Annotated in this window: 18 protein-coding genes; 8 read left to right on the forward strand and 10 right to left on the reverse strand. The window is 57.9% G+C overall.

The genetic code is table 11. From position 1 onward, the window contains the following. Window positions 1-31 precede the first annotated feature (31 nt). A complete protein-coding gene (locus CWM58_RS04680; RefSeq protein ID WP_008804686.1) occupies window positions 32-205 on the reverse strand; it encodes a GhoT/OrtT family toxin in 174 nt (57 codons plus the stop codon). Window positions 206-400: 195 nt separating this feature from the next. On the opposite strand from CWM58_RS04680, the gene yncL reads away from it, so the two are divergent. Continuing rightward, window positions 401-493, forward strand: a complete 93-nt coding sequence (gene yncL, locus CWM58_RS04685; RefSeq protein ID WP_012968073.1) for a stress response membrane protein YncL — start codon at window positions 401-403, stop codon at window positions 491-493. A gap of 52 nt (window positions 494-545) precedes the next feature. On the opposite strand, the gene CWM58_RS04690 is transcribed toward yncL, so the two are convergent. Beyond that, window positions 546-797 carry a hypothetical protein gene (locus CWM58_RS04690; protein WP_100680371.1) on the reverse strand — a complete coding sequence of 84 codons (252 nt, stop codon included), beginning with the start codon at window positions 795-797 and terminating at the stop codon, window positions 546-548. A gap of 490 nt (window positions 798-1,287) precedes the next feature. Here CWM58_RS04690 and CWM58_RS28365 point away from each other — a divergent pair, with 490 nt between their 5' ends. Further along, window positions 1,288-1,410 (forward strand): small membrane protein, encoded by a 123-nt coding sequence (locus CWM58_RS28365; RefSeq protein WP_004175940.1) that lies wholly within the window; start codon window positions 1,288-1,290, stop codon window positions 1,408-1,410. 332 nt (window positions 1,411-1,742) lie between these two features. Here CWM58_RS28365 and patD read toward each other — a convergent pair whose 3' ends face one another. The 6 genes from patD to CWM58_RS04720 all read right to left on the reverse strand — a co-directional run bounded on the left by patD (window position 1,743) and on the right by CWM58_RS04720 (window position 8,813). Then, window positions 1,743-3,170, reverse strand: a complete 1,428-nt coding sequence (gene patD / locus CWM58_RS04695) for an aminobutyraldehyde dehydrogenase (RefSeq protein ID WP_012541560.1) — start codon at window positions 3,168-3,170, stop codon at window positions 1,743-1,745. A gap of 22 nt (window positions 3,171-3,192) precedes the next feature. Further along, window positions 3,193-3,999 carry an ABC transporter permease gene (locus tag CWM58_RS04700; protein WP_008804683.1) on the reverse strand — a complete coding sequence of 269 codons (807 nt, stop codon included), beginning with the start codon at window positions 3,997-3,999 and terminating at the stop codon, window positions 3,193-3,195. Next, complete coding sequence (locus CWM58_RS04705) at window positions 3,989-4,918, reverse strand: ABC transporter permease (protein ID WP_100680372.1); 930 nt, start codon at window positions 4,916-4,918, stop codon at window positions 3,989-3,991. The genes CWM58_RS04700 and CWM58_RS04705 overlap by 11 nt, the downstream gene beginning before the upstream one ends. A 1-nt stretch (window position 4,919) precedes the next feature. Beyond that, window positions 4,920-5,933, reverse strand: a complete 1,014-nt coding sequence (locus tag CWM58_RS04710; protein WP_008804681.1) for an ABC transporter ATP-binding protein — start codon at window positions 5,931-5,933, stop codon at window positions 4,920-4,922. 16 nt (window positions 5,934-5,949) lie between these two features. Then, the gene (ydcS, locus tag CWM58_RS04715) at window positions 5,950-7,095 is read right to left on the reverse strand and encodes a putative ABC transporter substrate-binding protein YdcS (RefSeq protein WP_100680374.1); all 1,146 of its coding nucleotides are present in this window, start codon (window positions 7,093-7,095) and stop codon (window positions 5,950-5,952) included. A 305-nt stretch (window positions 7,096-7,400) separates the two neighbouring features. Continuing rightward, window positions 7,401-8,813 (reverse strand): PLP-dependent aminotransferase family protein, encoded by a 1,413-nt coding sequence (locus CWM58_RS04720; protein WP_100680375.1) that lies wholly within the window; start codon window positions 8,811-8,813, stop codon window positions 7,401-7,403. Between the two features lie 681 nt (window positions 8,814-9,494). Here CWM58_RS04720 and CWM58_RS04725 point away from each other — a divergent pair. From CWM58_RS04725 to CWM58_RS04745, 5 genes are all read left to right on the forward strand, one after another. Then, window positions 9,495-10,892, forward strand: coding sequence for a cytochrome ubiquinol oxidase subunit I (locus CWM58_RS04725; protein WP_100680377.1), 1,398 nt, complete (start codon window positions 9,495-9,497; stop codon window positions 10,890-10,892). Beyond that, on the forward strand, window positions 10,892-11,902 hold the full coding sequence (cydB, locus tag CWM58_RS04730; RefSeq protein WP_100680378.1) for a cytochrome d ubiquinol oxidase subunit II: 1,011 nt from the start codon (window positions 10,892-10,894) through the stop codon (window positions 11,900-11,902). The genes CWM58_RS04725 and cydB overlap by 1 nt, the downstream gene beginning before the upstream one ends. Beyond that, window positions 11,902-12,027 carry a DUF2474 domain-containing protein gene (locus tag CWM58_RS04735; protein WP_048271748.1) on the forward strand — a complete coding sequence of 42 codons (126 nt, stop codon included), beginning with the start codon at window positions 11,902-11,904 and terminating at the stop codon, window positions 12,025-12,027. The genes cydB and CWM58_RS04735 overlap by 1 nt, the downstream gene beginning before the upstream one ends. A 95-nt stretch (window positions 12,028-12,122) precedes the next feature. Next, window positions 12,123-12,470 carry a hypothetical protein gene (locus tag CWM58_RS04740; protein ID WP_100680379.1) on the forward strand — a complete coding sequence of 116 codons (348 nt, stop codon included), beginning with the start codon at window positions 12,123-12,125 and terminating at the stop codon, window positions 12,468-12,470. Window positions 12,471-12,620: 150 nt separating this feature from the next. Beyond that, window positions 12,621-12,854 (forward strand): DUF2554 family protein, encoded by a 234-nt coding sequence (locus tag CWM58_RS04745; protein WP_061154416.1) that lies wholly within the window; start codon window positions 12,621-12,623, stop codon window positions 12,852-12,854. 12 nt (window positions 12,855-12,866) lie between these two features. Here CWM58_RS04745 and CWM58_RS04750 read toward each other — a convergent pair whose 3' ends face one another. Further along, window positions 12,867-14,828 carry a peptidase U32 family protein gene (locus CWM58_RS04750; RefSeq protein ID WP_100680381.1) on the reverse strand — a complete coding sequence of 654 codons (1,962 nt, stop codon included), beginning with the start codon at window positions 14,826-14,828 and terminating at the stop codon, window positions 12,867-12,869. Window positions 14,829-14,861: 33 nt separating this feature from the next. On the opposite strand from CWM58_RS04750, the gene CWM58_RS04755 reads away from it, so the two are divergent. Then, a complete protein-coding gene (locus CWM58_RS04755; protein ID WP_165785099.1) occupies window positions 14,862-15,029 on the forward strand; it encodes a hypothetical protein in 168 nt (55 codons plus the stop codon). Between the two features lie 10 nt (window positions 15,030-15,039). Here the strand turns inward: CWM58_RS04755 and CWM58_RS04760 are convergent, their stop codons facing one another. Next, window positions 15,040-15,609, reverse strand: coding sequence for a helix-turn-helix domain-containing protein (locus tag CWM58_RS04760; protein WP_061154414.1), 570 nt, complete (start codon window positions 15,607-15,609; stop codon window positions 15,040-15,042). Window positions 15,610-15,737: the final 128 nt, after the last annotated feature.

Below are 15,737 nucleotides of genomic sequence, written 5' to 3' on the forward strand. Positions count from 1 at the left end.
CCACCCTTTTCTGCCGTCCGGCATCTGAGGGTTAAAACAGCGAGACGAGCAGCGCCATCGGAAAGCTGAACGGCCAGGTGGCGCCGATCAACAGGGCCGCCAGCAGGCGGATCACCCGGCTCTCTTTGGTCAAAAACCAGCTAATCACGGCGCATATCACGCCCATAATGGCGTAAAACACCAGCATTTTTTGATATAACGTCATTCTTACTCTTCCTTCCCTGAGGGGCGTTCCATGGTGGGATGATCATCTGCCATGACGTCGTGATTCAGAGATACCTGTATAACAAATTCAGAAACGGGCTGAATATTGAGAATAAAGCCTGATTCGTCTTAATCCGATAGCGCAACCGAAGGCGCCGTACTATACCTTTAGGGACTTACTCATTAAGGTGGCGTTATGGATGTCTCCAGCAAAACCGTCATTCTGATTAATGTCTGCGCCGCGTGCGTACTTATCAGCCTGCTGTCCGTGAGATTTGGCTGGTTTTAATGATTTTACTCAGCAACGAAACCTAAAAAAGCAGCCCCCTGGGGCTGCTTTTTTACGCGCGAACACGGGCGATATTATAAAGGTTATAAGCGACAGGTGCTGACTGGCCTGCCGCAATAACCTTATTAAGCTCCGGGTTATAGTGCGGCAGAAAATTCATCTGTTCACTATCCCATTCGGCGGCAGCGCAGACGGCCTGCCCCACTCCCGCGTTCTCACAGCCCTGAATGCGTTTTGCCGGGGCGTTACCATAGCTCAGCGTCACAGCGCCGATAGCCAGCAGAATAAAAGCCAAAATTTTCACAGCGACATCAACGTTAAAACCTAATATGCGCTAAATGATCGCATGAGCAGCGACGGAAAGTCAAACCCGGGAGCGCCCACGCGCCCCTGCAGCCTGCATTTTGCCCGCCTCACGGAATATTTAATATTCAGAACAAATATCATGCAATAACAGCAAATATTAAATCCTTATTTATAGTCGTGAAATAATTTCGGTTCAGGGCAATTCGATTGGCCTGATAAAGATAATATATCCCCGTTCTCAGGGGGAAAAGATTGTCGCCGCGTTCACCAAAAATGCGATATTCCGTGCTGGGCCTCCATCTTAATACGATAAAAGGCCGCTACAAGCCGTTGTTACATAAACCCTTCATTGTGGATCTCGCGGTTAATCGCCAAAAATAGCGCTAAATGACAACAAATATCATTTGCCTTCCCTTCAGATAATACTTACATTCATAACTATTGGTAATGTTTTGGCGCCAGGGCGCTTTTTATATTTCGAGGTGGATATGTCCGGAATCATCACGCTGGTCATCGCGCTGATCCTGTTGGTCGCGGCGGTGTATAATCTTATTTCCTATATTCGTGACCGTCGTAGCGCCAGTTTGCCGAGCAAAAAAACCAAGCGCTGAATGGCGGGCAGACGATGCGCTTCCTGATGGCCATTCGGTCTTCATCCCGCGACGCGGCGGGCATAAAAAAGCCCCTGCCAACAGGCAGAGGCCGGTATACGCTCGCGAACCGCGACGCTGTCGCCTCACCCGCCGGGCGCAACGCGCCCAGGGTGACTGGCGGACCCCATCCGGCGCTTATCTCCGGCACTCACATTGGCTTAGCTCTTGAAGGGGCATCAGAATAATCTCATATCCCCCTCGCTGAGTTTTGACAATTTTTGCCATTGTGACTATTAGCGAACTAACACAACCGTCGCGCAATCATCGCCAGCCACTAAAGGGTCAATGCTTTAGCCATGCTTAACCATGACATGGCGGACCACGGTGTAATCCTCAAGGCCATACATCGACATGTCCTTTCCGTAGCCCGACAGTTTCTGGCCGCCGTGCGGCATTTCGCTCACCAGCATAAAGTGGGTGTTGACCCAGGTGCAGCCATACTGCAGCCTGGCGCTAAGCCGGTGGGCGCGGCCTACATCTTTCGTCCATACTGAGGACGCCAGACCATACTGGGAATCATTCGCCCAGCTCAGGGCCTGCGCTTCATCGCTGAAAGGCGTCACACTGACCACCGGGCCAAACACTTCGCGCTGCACAATGGCGTCTTCCTGCCGGGCGCCGGCAAGCAGCGTCGGCTGGAAGTAGTAGCCCGCGCCGTCAGCCCGGCGACCGCCGGTGACCACTTTAATATGCGGCAGTGCCTTAGCGGCTTCCACTGCGGCACTAACCCTTTCAAGATGCGCCAGCGAGCTCAGCGGTCCCAGCTCGGTAGAGGCATCCTCTGGCGCGCCCATTTTCAGACTGGCCACCGCCGCCCCGAGTTTCTCCACCAGTTGGTCGTAAATACCCTGCTGAGCGTAGATCCGGCAGGCAGCCGTGCAGTCCTGGCCGGCGTTATAAAAGCCGAAGGTTCGTACCCCGTCGACTACCGCATCGATATCCGCGTCGTCAAAAACAATGACCGGCGCCTTGCCGCCCAGCTCCATGTGGGTGCGTTTGATCGACGAGGCGGTATGGCTGATGATATGGGCCCCGGTGGCAATCGACCCGGTCAGCGAAACCATTCGCACTTTGGCGTGCGAGGTCAGCGGGTCGCCTACCGTTTTGCCGCGGCCAAACAGCACGTTGATCACCCCTTCGGGGAAGATATCTTTTGCCAGCTCCGCCAGCTTCAGCGCCGTCAGGGGAGTGATCTCCGAGGGTTTTATCACCACGCAGTTGCCTGCCGCCAGCGCCGGGGCCAGCTTCCAGGCCGCCATCATCAGGGGATAGTTCCACGGAGCAATGGAGGCCACCACGCCCACCGGGTCGCGGCGGATCATTGAGGTATGCCCTTCGAGATACTCTCCGGCGGCCATTCCCGGCAGGCAGCGGGCGGCGCCGGCGAAGAAGCGGAAGACGTCAGCAATGGCCGGCATCTCATCGTTAATCACGCAGTGCAACGGCTTGCCGCAGTTCAGCGACTCCAGCTGCGCCAGGGTCTCCGCCTGCGCCGCGATGGCGTCCGCCAGCTTCAGCAAACATTCCGAGCGCGTTTTCGGCGTTGTCTGGCTCCAGGCATCGAACGCCCGATCCGCCGCCTCAACGGCGGCATCGACCTGGGCCGCTGTCGCTTCGGCAATCTCCAGGATCACATCGCCGGTCGCAGGGTTGTATACCGGCACCTTTTCGCCTTCACCTGCCACTAACTTACCGTTTATCAAAAGGTTGTGTTGCATAGCATTATCCTGTTTCATGGTTTTATTTCCCGTTTCCGGCGTCGTTATCGCCGTCGCGGGTGAGCCACCAGGCCCCTAAGATTGGTATCGTCGTTACCAGCATCACCAACAGCGCGACAACGTTGGTGACGGGCACATCGCGCGGCCGCCCCAGCTGATTCAGTAACCACAGCGGCAATGTACGCTCATGCCCCGCAGTAAAAGTAGTGACGATAATTTCATCAAACGACAGCGCGAAGGCCAGCATTCCCCCCGCCAGCAGCGCCGATCCCAGATTGGGCAACACCACGTAGCGAAAGGTCTGCCAGCCGGTCGCGCCCAGATCCATCGAGGCTTCCACCAGGCTCCACGAGGTCCGACGAAAGCGGGCGATGACGTTGTTAAACACCACCACCACACAAAAGGTCGCGTGCCCCACCACAATGGTCAGTAGCCCTGGCTCGAGACCGACGGCTTTAAACGCCGTCAGCAGCGCCAGGCCGGTAATGATCCCCGGCAGGGCGATCGGTAACAGCAGCAGTAGCGATACCGCATTCTTACCAAAAAAAGTGCTGCGCCACAGGGCACCTGCAGCCAGCGTGCCAAGTACTAAGGCAATGGCCGTCGACAGGGCGGCAATTTTAAGTGACAACGTCACGGATTCGAGAATATCGCTACGCCCTGCAGCCTCGCTAAACCAGCGTAGCGTCAGCCCCTGCGGCGGAAAGCTGAAGGCCGCATCCTCCGTATTAAAAGCATAGATGGCAATGATCAGCAGCGGGAAGTGGAGGAACACCACGCCGCCCCAGGTCGCCAGTTGCAGATACCAGGGTGCGCGTTCAGAGTGCATCGAAGGCTCCCAGACGTTTGACGAACGCCAGATAAAGGGCAATCAGCACGATCGGCACGAGGGTGAACGCCGCCGCCATCGGCATATTGCCTATCGCCCCCTGCTGCGAGTAGACCATGTTGCCGATAAAGTACCCCGGCGGCCCGACCAGCTGCGGCACGATAAAGTCGCCCAGCGTCAACGAGAAGGTGAAAATCGATCCGGCGGCAATGCCGGGGATAGCCAGCGGCAGAACCACATAGCGGAAGGTCTGTCGTGGCCCGGCGCCAAGATCGGCCGACGCCTGCAGCAAGGAGCCCGGAATGCGCTCCAGCGCCGCCTGCACCGGCAGGATCATAAACGGCAGCCAGATGTAGACGAACACCAGAAAGCGTCCCAGCCCGGAGGTGGACAAGGTGTTGCCGCCGACCGCCGGGACGGTCAGAAGCGCATTCAGCGCCCCTTCGAGTCCAAGATGGCCCAGAAACCACTGCGCCACACCATCTTTGGCCAGCAGCAGTACCCACGCGTAGGCTTTGACGATATAGCTGGCCCACATCGGCAACATCACCGCGATATAAAAGAAAGCCTTCATTTTGCCGCTGGTATAGCGAGCCATGTACCAGGCCATCGCCAGCGCCAGAATGGCGCTGGCGAGCGTCACACTCAGGGCCATCACCAGGGTACGGACAATAATGTCGTAATTGGCGGGGTTGAACAGCGCCCGCAGGTTGGCCAGCGTAAAGTCGCTGGTCACCGACATGGTGAAGTCGTCAAAGGTATAAATACTCTGCCATAGCAGGGTCAGGAGTGATCCCAGATAGACGATGCCAAACCACATCAGCGGCCCGAGCAGCAGTAAAAACAGGCCCAATGCTGGCCGACGCCAGAAGATCCCGGATACGCGCCCGGCCTGCGCAGGAATCATCGTCATGGTCATCTCAGCCTCCGCTTTCCAGCGGGGTCATCGCTGACCGCGACCATGACGCCAGCACTGTTTGCCCCATCCGCGGGGCGCTGGCTGCCGCCGCGCCATCGATATTCGCCTGGCTGACCAGCAGCTTGTCCCCCTCCGCCAGCCTGAGCTCAATCCGTGTCGCCGCCCCCTGATACTGTACCGCCTGCACCACGCCCTGTACCTGAACCTCGCCGCCGCCCTGCAGGCGAACATGCTCCGGACGCAGCGACCAGCTGCCCGGCATGCCGCACAATCGCCGGGCCGCCTCGGCTTCAAAAACGTTGGCGGTACCGACAAAGCCAGCGACAAACGCGGTCTTCGGATGCAGATAGAGATCCTGCGGCGCATCCACCTGTTCGATGCGCCCATTGTTAAACACCGCCACGCGGTCTGACATCGACAACGCTTCGCTCTGGTCGTGGGTCACGAAGATGAAGGTGATCCCCAGCGACTGCTGCAGCTTTTTCAGCTCCACCTGCATCTGCTCGCGCAGTTTCAAATCCAGCGCGCCCAGCGGCTCATCGAGCAGCAGCACCCGCGGCTGGTTCACCAGCGCCCGGGCAATCGCGACCCGCTGCCGCTGGCCGCCGGAGAGCTGAGAAGGCTTGCGATGATGAGCAAAACCAAGGGCCACCTTTTCCAGCGCTTCCTGGGCGCGGGCATGGCGCGCTTTCTTCGCCATGCCTTTGACCATCAGGCCGTAGGCGACGTTGTCGAGGATCGACATATGGGGAAACAGCGCATAGTCCTGGAACACCGTATTCACATCCCGCTGCCAGGGCGGCAGTTCGCTGGCCGGCTGACCGAAAATACGGATGGTGCCGCCGGAGAGCTGCTCGAAACCGGCAATCAGCCGCAGGCAGGTGGTTTTGCCCGAACCGGAGGGCCCCAGCATCGAGAAAAATTCACCATCCCTAATACCTATGCTAACCCCATCTACGGCACGCACATCGCCGTACAGGCGCGAAACATTCTGAAACTCGACCGCGTACGTCATTGTCTGCCTCCCGTCCTTAGCGGCCGCCCATTATCGCAATATAGTCCTGAGTCCAGCGGCTGTAGGGTACGAATTTCCCGCCTTCGGCAACCGGCGTTTTCCAGAAGTGGATCCGGGTAAACTGGTCATAGCCGTTGGTTTCACAGCCTTTATCACCGAGCAGCGCGCTGGCTTTACACCCCTCTGGCACCACCGGGAGCGAGCCGAACCAGGCCGCCACATCGCCCTGCACCTTCGGCGTGAGCGACCAGTTCATCCATTTGTAGGCGCAGACCGGATGCTTCGCTTCGCTGTGCAACATGGTCGTATCCGCCCAGCCGGTCACTCCCTCCTTCGGAAACACGGTGGCGATGGGCTGGCCTTCAGCCTTCAGGCCGTTGGCCTGATAGGGCCACGAGCTCGAGGCGGCCACCCCTTCGTTTTTGAAGTCGTTCATCTGCACGGTGGCGTCATGCCAGTAGCGATGGATCAGCGGTTGCTGGTCGCGCAGCACTTTCAGCACCGCGTTATACTGGGTTTCGGTCAGTTGATAAGGATCTTCGATCCCCAGCTGCGGCTGGGTGGCTTTGACAAACAGCGCGGCGTCAGCGATATAGATCGGGCCATCATAGGCCTGCACGCGTCCCTGATTGGTTTTGCCGTCCGGCAGGTTCTGTTTAACGAAGACCACGCTCCAGCTGTCCGGCGGCGTCGGGAATACGCGGGTGTTGTACATCAGCAGGTTCGGCCCCCACTGATACGGCGTGCCGTAGGCTTTACCGCCGACGTTAAACCATGCCCCTTGCGCAATACGTGGGTCGAGGGTGTGCCAGCCGGCAATCAGCGCGGTGTTAATCGGCTGAACGCGTTTGCCCATGATCAGACGCAGCGAGGCATCGCCCGACGCGGTCACCAGATCGTAGCCCCCCTTGGCCATCAGGCTGACCATCTCGTCAGAGGTAGCGGCGGTTTTGACATTAACCTGACACCCGGTCTCTTTTTCAAACTGGGTGACCCAGTCGTACTGCTTGTCAGTCTGGCCGCGTTCGATATACCCCGGCCAGGCAATAATATCGAGCCGCCCTTCCGGTTTATCCAGCGAGGTGAGTGGCTCCGCCGCCTGCACGGTCAAACAGGCCATACTCAGCACATAAAGGCTGCAACGGGCAAATTTTTTGCTCATCAGGTGTTACTCCTGTCACAAGGTAATTAGCGGCAGCCGTGCCGTAAAAATATCTCCTGAAATAAGGGTAGTCAGCGGATTAACGCCCCCTGGGGAATTTATTCAGGTTGTGACCCGGGACGCATTACGCAAAAATCGCCAACACAAGCAGGACTTTATGGATTATAGACAACGAGTTAGAGAAAAAGGAGGGGTATGCATATTTCCTATGGTGAGCGCCGGTAAAATAATGACCGGCCTTGATAAAAACTCACCCGCATTTATTTTTTCCGAGAGTTGATGGCGACGAAAAATAGCCTGAGTCGTCAGGTAAGCTGCTCACGAATAAGTTCACCCAGCCGCCTCACCCCCTGCTCTTCGCGTTCTCCCCAGCCCCAGGCGGTATTAAAACGGAAAAACGAGGTCCAGCTGGCGGAGGTGGAGAACATTTTTCCCGGGGCAATGCTGATGTGCGACGCCAGCGCCCGGGCGCTTAGCGCGCTGGCGTCGGCCCCTTCCGGCAGTTCAATCCACAGAAAGTAGCCGCTGTCGCTGTGGTGGATGATAACCTCCGGCGGCAGATGGCGCAGCAGCGCCTGCCAGGCCAGCTGTTTACGCTCCGCCAGCTGGCGGCGCAAACGGCGCAGGTGGGCGTCATAGCGCTTGGTGGACAGATAATCCACCAGGGCTAACTGCATCGGCGAGCTGGTGGAGAGCGTACTCATCAGTTGCAGTTGCTGGATCCGCCGCGCCTGTTTGCCGGCCGCCACCCAGCCGATACGAAACCCGGGCACCAGACATTTTGAAAACGAGCTGCAGTGCAGCGTCATATCCTGATGGTCCCAGTATTTCGCCGGTAGCGGTTTCTCGCGACCAAAGTAAAGCTCGCTGTAGACATCATCTTCTATCAGCATCACGTTATAGCGCGCCAGCAGCGCCACCAGCGCCGCTTTTTTTTCGGCGCTAAGGGTGAAGCCGAGCGGGTTTTGCCCGTTAGTCATCAGCCAGCAGGCCTTGACCGGGTAATTTTGCAGGGCCGCTTCCAGCGCCGTCAGGTCAATGCCCTCTTTGACGTCGGTCGCCACCGACAGCGCCTTCAGGCGCAGCCTCTCCAGCGCCTGCAGGGCGCCGTAGAAACAGGGGTTTTCCACCACCACCCAGTCGCCCGGCTCGGTCACCGCCTGCAGGCTGAGGTTAAGCGCCTCCAGCGCCCCGGCGGTAATGACGATCTCGTCCGGCGAGATGTTCATCCCCTGCAGGGCATAGCGTCGGGCAATGGCGTGCCGCAGCTCCGCATTGCCCGGCGGCAGGTTCTCAATGACGCTCATGGCGGTGGCGGTTTTACTCACCTGCGCCAGCGAGCGGTTAAGCTGCTGCAGCGGGAAGAGACGCGGGTCCGGAAAGGCCGAGGCAAAGGGCAGCATCGACGCCTGGCGGCTGGCCTGGAGCACCTCAAAGATATAGGTATTGATATCGACAGCTTCATCGCGGGTCACCAGGGCAGGTGGCGACGGCTGCCGGAGCTTCACCGGCTGGGGGGCGACATAATAACCCGACTGTGGACGGGCGACGATGCGCCCCTGGCTTTCCAGCAGCTGATAGGCATGGCTGACGGTCATAAAGCTCATGCCGCTGCTGATCACCTGCTCGCGCAGCGACGGCAGCCGATCGCCAGGCAACCAGACGCCAAGCGCGATCTGTTCGGTCAGCTGCTGCGCCAGCTGTTGATACTTTTTCATTGCGGCCGTCCCCGTACGTTAACCTCCCTTTATCATATATCAGTTACAAAAAAATCATAGTTTCCTGTAACTGTTATACCTGAAGCGGCAGTCGCGTCTCCGTCATAGCACGGGATGGGTTTAAAATATCGCCACCCAGAATAGCGAGATTAACGCAAACCAAAAGATAAACATCACGCCGAGCGTAATGCACAGACTCTGTAATCCTTTTTCAGACATGGGCATTCCTTTTTATTTATTCCCGAACTCATACAGTACAAATTACCCGCAGAGCCGACAATTTATTATTATTTAATTTACGATTAACCCGCTCAGCACTTTTACTTATTCTCATACTAATGAGTGAGAATAAATTGTGCTAAAGCTCGTTATACAATATCGCGAGAATTAATACAGTAACGTGTGACATCCGGGATATATTATGCCGGCCAGAAACAGTGCCGTGCCGGCGGCCGAGTCCGCCGAACAACCGACCCCGGGATAACAGCAAATCTCCGCTGGTCTGTTGGTTAAGCGACCCACCCCATCGGTATTTATTCGTGCCGGCCGATGATCTGGACGAGAGGTGAAAAATCATAACAGCGGCCAACTGTTATGATAAAAAATGGCCGGACTGCTTCTGCCCCCTAGCCTCCTCCCTTCCTAAAATTGCGCTGAATCAATTTTGTTGTGGAGTACTGCATGTTCGGTCTTGATGCATTCCATCTTGCGCGAATTCAATTCGCCTTTACGGTCTCATTTCATATTATCTTTCCCGCCATCACCATTGGGCTGGCCAGCTACCTGGCGGTACTCGAAGGCCTGTGGCTGAAAAGCAAAAATCCCACCTGGCGCTCGCTGTACCACTTCTGGTCAAAAATCTTCGCCGTCAACTTCGGCATGGGGGTGGTTTCCGGGCTGGTGATGGCCTATCAGTTCGGCACCAACTGGAGCGGTTTCTCTCAGTTCGCGGGCAGCATTACCGGCCCCCTGCTGACCTATGAAGTCCTGACAGCGTTCTTTCTGGAAGCAGGCTTTCTCGGAGTGATGCTCTTCGGCTGGAACCGCGTGGGGCCAGGGCTGCACTTTTTCGCCACCTGTATGGTGGCGCTGGGCACCATCATCTCGACCTTCTGGATCCTCGCCTCTAACAGCTGGATGCAGACCCCGCAAGGGTTTGAGATCGTCGATGGCCAGGTGGTGCCCGTCGACTGGCTGGCGGTGATCTTTAACCCGTCATTCCCCTACCGCTTACTGCATATGACAGTGGCGGCGTTTCTCAGCAGCGCGCTGTTTGTCGGCGCCTCGGCGGCCTGGCATCTGCTGCGCGGCAATCAGTCGCCGGCGATCCGTAAGATGTTCTCTATGGCGCTCTGGATGACGCTGCTGGTTGCCCCCGTCCAGGCGCTGATCGGCGATATGCATGGTCTGAATACCCTGAAGCACCAGCCGGCGAAAATAGCCGCCATTGAGGGCCACTGGGAAAACCCGCCGGGCGAGCCAACGCCGTTGCTGCTGTTTGGCTGGCCTGATATGGAGCAGGAGCGCACCCGCTACGGGCTTGAGATCCCGGCCCTGGGCAGCCTGATCCTCACCCACAGCCTTGATAAACAGGTGCCGGCGTTGAAAGAGTTCGCTCCTGAGGATCGCCCCAACGCTACCGTGGTGTTCTGGTCGTTTCGCCTGATGGCCGGTCTTGGCATGCTGATGCTCCTGCTCGGCGTACTGGCCCTGTGGCTGCGTCGCGGCGGCCGACTGTACCATTCACGGCCATTTCTGCGCTTTGCGCTGTGGATGGGCCCTTCAGGACTGATTGCTATTCTCGCTGGCTGGGTGACCACCGAAGTGGGCCGTCAGCCATGGGTGGTGTATGGCGTTCAGCGCACTGCAGACGCCGTTTCCGCTCACGGTGACCTGCATATGTCGGTCAGTTTATTGACCTTTATCGTGGTCTACAGCGCCGTCTTCGGCGTCGGCTACAGCTATATGCTGCGTCTGATCCGCAAGGGGCCGCAGGAGGTGCAATCCGCGACAACCGGTACGCCAGCCCGCCCGCTGTCCGCCGCCACTGAAGGTTATCTGCAGAAGGAGTCCCGCTAATGGGTATCGAATTATCGGTGATCTGGTTCGTGATTATCGTCTTTGCCACGCTGATGTACATTGTCATGGATGGCTTTGATCTGGGCATCGGCATGCTGTTCGGCACAGTACGGGGCAGCACCGAGCGCGACGTAATGGTCAACAGCGTCGCCCCGGTGTGGGATGGCAATGAGACCTGGCTGGTACTGGGCGGCGCTGGTCTGTTTGGCGCTTTTCCCCTCGCCTACGCGGTGATAATCGACGCCCTGTCGATCCCCCTGACCCTGATGCTGATCGGCCTGATTTTTCGCGGCGTCGCCTTTGAGTTTCGCTTCCAGGCCACCCCGTCGCACCGACCCTTCTGGGACCGTGCCTTTTTTGGCGGTTCCCTGCTGGCGACCTTCAGCCAGGGCGTGGTGGTCGGGGCGGTGATCAACGGTTTCCCGGTCAGCGGCCGTAGCTTCAGCGGCGGCATGTTTGACTGGCTGACCCCGTTCAGCCTGTTTTGCGGACTCGGGCTGTGCGTGGCCTATGCGCTGCTCGGCGCCACCTGGCTGGTGATGAAAAGTGAAGGCGCGCTGCAGCAGCGGATGCGCAGCGCATCGCGGCAGCTGCTGGTTGCCCTGCTGGCGGTGTTTGCCGTCATCAGCCTGTGGACTCCGCTGGCGCACCCGGCAATTGCCGCCCGCTGGTTCAGCCTGCCGAATCTCTATTTCCTGCTGCCGGTGCCGCTGCTGGTGCTCCTCATCAGCGGCTGGCTGTGGCGCACGCTGCATCAGCGCGACCGCCATGTTTCGCCCTTCACGCTGACGCTGGGGCTGGTCTTTCTCGGCTTTAGCGGACTGGGGATCAGCATCTGGCCGCATATTATCCCGCCGGCCATCACGCTGTGGCAGGCTGCCGCTCCCCCGCAAAGCCAGGGCTTTATGCTGGTGGGCGCACTGCTGATTATTCCGGTCATTCTTGGCTACACCTGCTGGAGCTATTACGTGTTCCGCGGCAAAGTTCAGCCCGGGGAGGGATATCACTGATGCATACTGCCTGGCCTAAACGTCTGCTGTGGCTGATCGCGATCTGGGGAGGCAGCGTACTGACGCTGGCCGCCATCAGCCTGCTGTTTCGCCTGCTGATGACCGCCGCAGGGCTAAAAGTCTGAGTGGGATGCAGAGAAGTCCGAAAAGGGACTTCTCCATCTTATCTTCACTTTTGCCTGATGAAATACGGCGATACATCAGAAGAAAGGATATTGCTATGAAGAAGTTAGCTTTACTGTCCGCCGTGATGACGCTGGGAATATCGTCATGGGCTTTCGCTGCCGACACCCCGCCGCCGCCGCCAGAAAAAGGCGCGCAGCATCAGGGTAAACCGCCGGCGAAAAAAGGCCAACACGATGGTAAGCAAGCGCAACACAACGGCAAACAGCCGCAGCATGACGGCAAACAGCCGCAGCGTGACGGCAAACAGCCGCAGCATGATGGCAAACAGCCGCAGCGTGACGGCAAGCAGCCGCAGCGTGACGGCAAGCAGCCGCAGCATGACGGCAAGCAGCCGCCAAAAGGCGGCGAGCACAGCGGGAAACCACTGCCGCCAAAAGCATAACCCCTCAGGCCTGGCCTTCTGCGCCAGGCTTTTTTTCACCTTCTTTCAGCTGACATTGACAAACTCTTGCCCTTCTTTGAGAAGCCGAGAAAAAAACCTGCACAGCGCCTGGCATAGTAAGCCCACGCCATTGATTCGCAGAGAAAAGGTATGTTGAGGAGAAGCATGAGCGCGCTGCTGTTGCTGTGCGCGCTTTTTTCAGGACATCTGCTGGCCCACCGTCAGGGGCACGATTACTTTCCGGTGCAAAGCCTCGAACAGCAACTGCTGCACGAGGCGGATAGCGATGAGCTTCGCAGTCAGTGCGAGGAGGCTGCCGCCGACCTGCGCGAGCATCACCGCTGGCAGGATGCCCGCAAACCGCGGGCGCCTCACTGCCAGTAGCGTCGTGCTGGATCAGGCCCCTTTGCGTTTCGGCAGGGTCTTCATCAGCTCATCCGGGCTGACGGAGGCGACGATGCTCCCTGGAAGCGGCATTTTGAGGATGTGATTTTTAATCTTCCCGACGACATGCATTTCGCACGGGCGACAGTCAAATTTCAGGGTCAGCACTTCATCGCCGTGGATCAACTGCATCGGCGTGGCTTTCCAGCTCTTGATGGAGCCTTTCGCCTGTTTCGGGCAGAGGTTGAAGGCAAACCGCAGACAATGTTTGGTGATCATCACCGGCACATCGCCCTTCTCTTCGTGCGCTTCATAGGCGGCGTCAATCAGTTGTACGCCATAGCGCTGGTAAAAGGCCCGCGCCTTATGGTTATAGACGTTGGCGAGGAAGGAGAGATGGGTCTCCGGATAGACCGGCGGCGGTACGGAGACCGGCTTGCGGGTGCCGCGTTGCCAGGCGTTGAGGCGCGCTTCATCCAGCATTTCAGCCGTTTCACGACGCAGCTGGTTGAGCAGGCTGTTGGGGACAAACAGCGGCGGCAGGTTGACCTGCACCTCGCGCGGGTAGTAAATGGTCTGCCCCAGTTTTGTGACACCGTCACGCAAATTGGCCAGCGCTTTTTCTGCCTGGTTGGCTTCGGCGAACTCTCCGTCGAGTGTATGGGTCACGCTGACGCCATCTTCACAGGTCATGGTCAGAACCAGCTGTTCCTGCCAGCCGCTCAGCGTAACGTCCACGGCGATGCGGCGTTCGCTGGAGGTCTTCAGCAGCGCCTGCTGCCAGTTGTGATCGAGGTTACGGTTAAGCGCCTGGTGCGGACGCGCTTTGTGCAGATCCGCCGGCATCTCGTTCGGCCACACCCGATAGCGATTTTCGCCGGTTTTCTCCACCGTATTGGCACGGAAGCCCACCACTTCACGCTTGATCATCACGTTAAGGCCATCGCCGTTGGTTAACGGTTCGCTCACTTCGACATCAAGATGGTCTTTCCCCACCTTCAAGACTTCGCCCACCGGCAGCCCGATAAATTTCGGCGAATCAAAGGCGCCGATGTCGCCTTTACGGGCATTGACGAAGTAATCGGTGCTGCCGCGGTGGAAGGTTTTATCGGTAGACGGAATAAAAAAGTGCTCGGTGCGCCCTGCCGAGGCGCGCGCCAGGTCGCCGCGGTCTTCGATAATGGCATCCAGCATTTGACGGTAGTGCGCAGTGATGTTTTTCACATAACTCATGTCTTTGTAACGGCCTTCAATTTTGAAGGAACGTACCCCGGCGTCGATCAGCGCCGCCAGGTTGGCGGTCTGATCGTTGTCCTTCATCGACAGGAGATGTTTTTCATAGGCCACCACCCGTCCCTGATCGTCTTTCAGGGTATACGGCAGGCGGCAAGCCTGCGAGCAGTCGCCCCGGTTGGCGCTACGTCCGGTCTGGGCGTGCGAAATGTTGCACTGACCGGAATAGGCCACGCACAGCGCGCCATGAATAAAGAATTCAATGGTCGCGTCGGTATGGTCGTAAATGGCTTTGATCTGACTGAGATTCAGTTCACGCGCCAGCACGATCTGGCTGAAGCCGGCGTCGGAGAGAAATTTCGCTTTTTCCACGCTGCGGATATCGCACTGGGTGCTGGCGTGCAGCTCAATCGGCGGCAGATCCAGCTCCATGATCCCCATATCCTGCACAATCAGCGCGTCAACGCCCGCCTCATAAAGATCGGTAATCAGCCGCTGCGCCGGCTCCAGCTCATCATCATGCAGAATGGTGTTCAGTGTGACAAAGATTTTGGCGCCATAGCGATGGGCAAAAGGCACCAGACTGGTGATGTCGCTCAGGCTGTTGCTGGCATTGTGACGAGCGCCAAAGTCAGGCCCACCGATATAAACGGCGTCGGCGCCGTGGAGGATCGCTTCGCGAGCGATACCGGCGTCGCGGGCAGGACTAAGAAGTTCAAGACGATGATTGTGCAGGCGCATACGCGTGTTGTTATCCAGTATAAGGGGGTCGAAATGGCGGCTATTGTAGTCAGAACCGGGCACAGACGAAAACCTTTTCCACCGCCGCGCGACGACGAATTTTCATTTTTCAGCAAAGTATTGATGGAAAAGATAGTTCCTTCACATCCTCGCGCAGCGTACTGTCATCACGTATTCCGGATTTTCCTCGTCACGTTGTGAGTGGTTATCATCAGTCATCTTGTCTGGCCGCGGGTTCGCCCGCGGTTTTTTCTTTTGGATAATGGATAAGAGAATGGAAATGGGCCGCCTGAACGCCGCGGTTACGATACGCATGCGCCTCATCGCCGGCGAAGCGCCGTCCCTCACCTGGCTGCAGTAAATGCCACTCTCCCTGTAAACAGAGATCCAGGGCGCCGCTAATCACCACCACATGTTCAATCACCCCTCTCTCATGCGGCGTCGATTCGCTCAACGCGCCGGGGGCAAGGGTTATCGAAAAATGGTCAAAGCGCAGCTCCGGATCCCACGGGAAGACCGGGGTCACCACCATCGCCTGCTGCTGCGGATCAAAAGCGGAAGGCGCCGCGCTGGCGTCCGGAACGATAAACGCCGAAAACGGCACGTTCAGTCCGGTAGCAATCTTCCACAGCGTCGCCACCGTCGGGCTCGATTCATTACGCTCAATCTGCCCCAGCATGGCTTTCGACACCCCCGTCTCTTCTGCCAGACGCGACAAGCTCCAGCCACGCTGCTGGCGCAGGGTTTTGAGCGTTGCCGCCAGATGTTGCGCAATATTCATCCTACCTCCTGACTTGTACAGGCAAGAGTATATCCCCATTTGCCTGATTCTACAGGGCGTTTCTCGGCATATCACCGATGCGAACAGCTGTCTTACGCTCTCCACATCCGCACCTTGTGCGCTATAAC

This window comes from Klebsiella sp. H-Nf2 (assembly GCF_002806645.1).
GTDB lineage: Bacteria > Pseudomonadota > Gammaproteobacteria > Enterobacterales > Enterobacteriaceae > Klebsiella > Klebsiella variicola.

What these genes read in the sequence shown, in the direction of transcription:
- cydB (WP_100680378.1), top strand. Translation starts at nt 10,892, where the DNA reads ATGGGTATCGAATTATCGGTGATCTGGTTCGTGATTATCGTCTTTGCC.
- CWM58_RS04735 (WP_048271748.1), top strand. Translation starts at nt 11,902, where the DNA reads ATGCATACTGCCTGGCCTAAACGTCTGCTGTGGCTGATCGCGATCTGG.
- CWM58_RS28365 (WP_004175940.1), top strand. Translation starts at nt 1,288, where the DNA reads ATGTCCGGAATCATCACGCTGGTCATCGCGCTGATCCTGTTGGTCGCG.
- CWM58_RS04720 (WP_100680375.1), bottom strand. Translation starts at nt 8,813, where the DNA reads ATGAAAAAGTATCAACAGCTGGCGCAGCAGCTGACCGAACAGATCGCG.
- CWM58_RS04725 (WP_100680377.1), top strand. Translation starts at nt 9,495, where the DNA reads ATGTTCGGTCTTGATGCATTCCATCTTGCGCGAATTCAATTCGCCTTT.
- CWM58_RS04755 (WP_165785099.1), top strand. Translation starts at nt 14,862, where the DNA reads ATGGCGGCTATTGTAGTCAGAACCGGGCACAGACGAAAACCTTTTCCA.
- ydcS (WP_100680374.1), bottom strand. Translation starts at nt 7,095, where the DNA reads ATGAGCAAAAAATTTGCCCGTTGCAGCCTTTATGTGCTGAGTATGGCC.
- CWM58_RS04705 (WP_100680372.1), bottom strand. Translation starts at nt 4,918, where the DNA reads ATGACCATGACGATGATTCCTGCGCAGGCCGGGCGCGTATCCGGGATC.
- CWM58_RS04680 (WP_008804686.1), bottom strand. Translation starts at nt 205, where the DNA reads ATGACGTTATATCAAAAAATGCTGGTGTTTTACGCCATTATGGGCGTG.
- CWM58_RS04710 (WP_008804681.1), bottom strand. Translation starts at nt 5,933, where the DNA reads ATGACGTACGCGGTCGAGTTTCAGAATGTTTCGCGCCTGTACGGCGAT.
- CWM58_RS04740 (WP_100680379.1), top strand. Translation starts at nt 12,123, where the DNA reads ATGAAGAAGTTAGCTTTACTGTCCGCCGTGATGACGCTGGGAATATCG.
- CWM58_RS04760 (WP_061154414.1), bottom strand. Translation starts at nt 15,609, where the DNA reads ATGAATATTGCGCAACATCTGGCGGCAACGCTCAAAACCCTGCGCCAG.
- CWM58_RS04745 (WP_061154416.1), top strand. Translation starts at nt 12,621, where the DNA reads ATGTTGAGGAGAAGCATGAGCGCGCTGCTGTTGCTGTGCGCGCTTTTT.
- CWM58_RS04700 (WP_008804683.1), bottom strand. Translation starts at nt 3,999, where the DNA reads ATGCACTCTGAACGCGCACCCTGGTATCTGCAACTGGCGACCTGGGGC.
- yncL (WP_012968073.1), top strand. Translation starts at nt 401, where the DNA reads ATGGATGTCTCCAGCAAAACCGTCATTCTGATTAATGTCTGCGCCGCG.
- patD (WP_012541560.1), bottom strand. Translation starts at nt 3,170, where the DNA reads ATGCAACACAACCTTTTGATAAACGGTAAGTTAGTGGCAGGTGAAGGC.
- CWM58_RS04750 (WP_100680381.1), bottom strand. Translation starts at nt 14,828, where the DNA reads ATGCGCCTGCACAATCATCGTCTTGAACTTCTTAGTCCTGCCCGCGAC.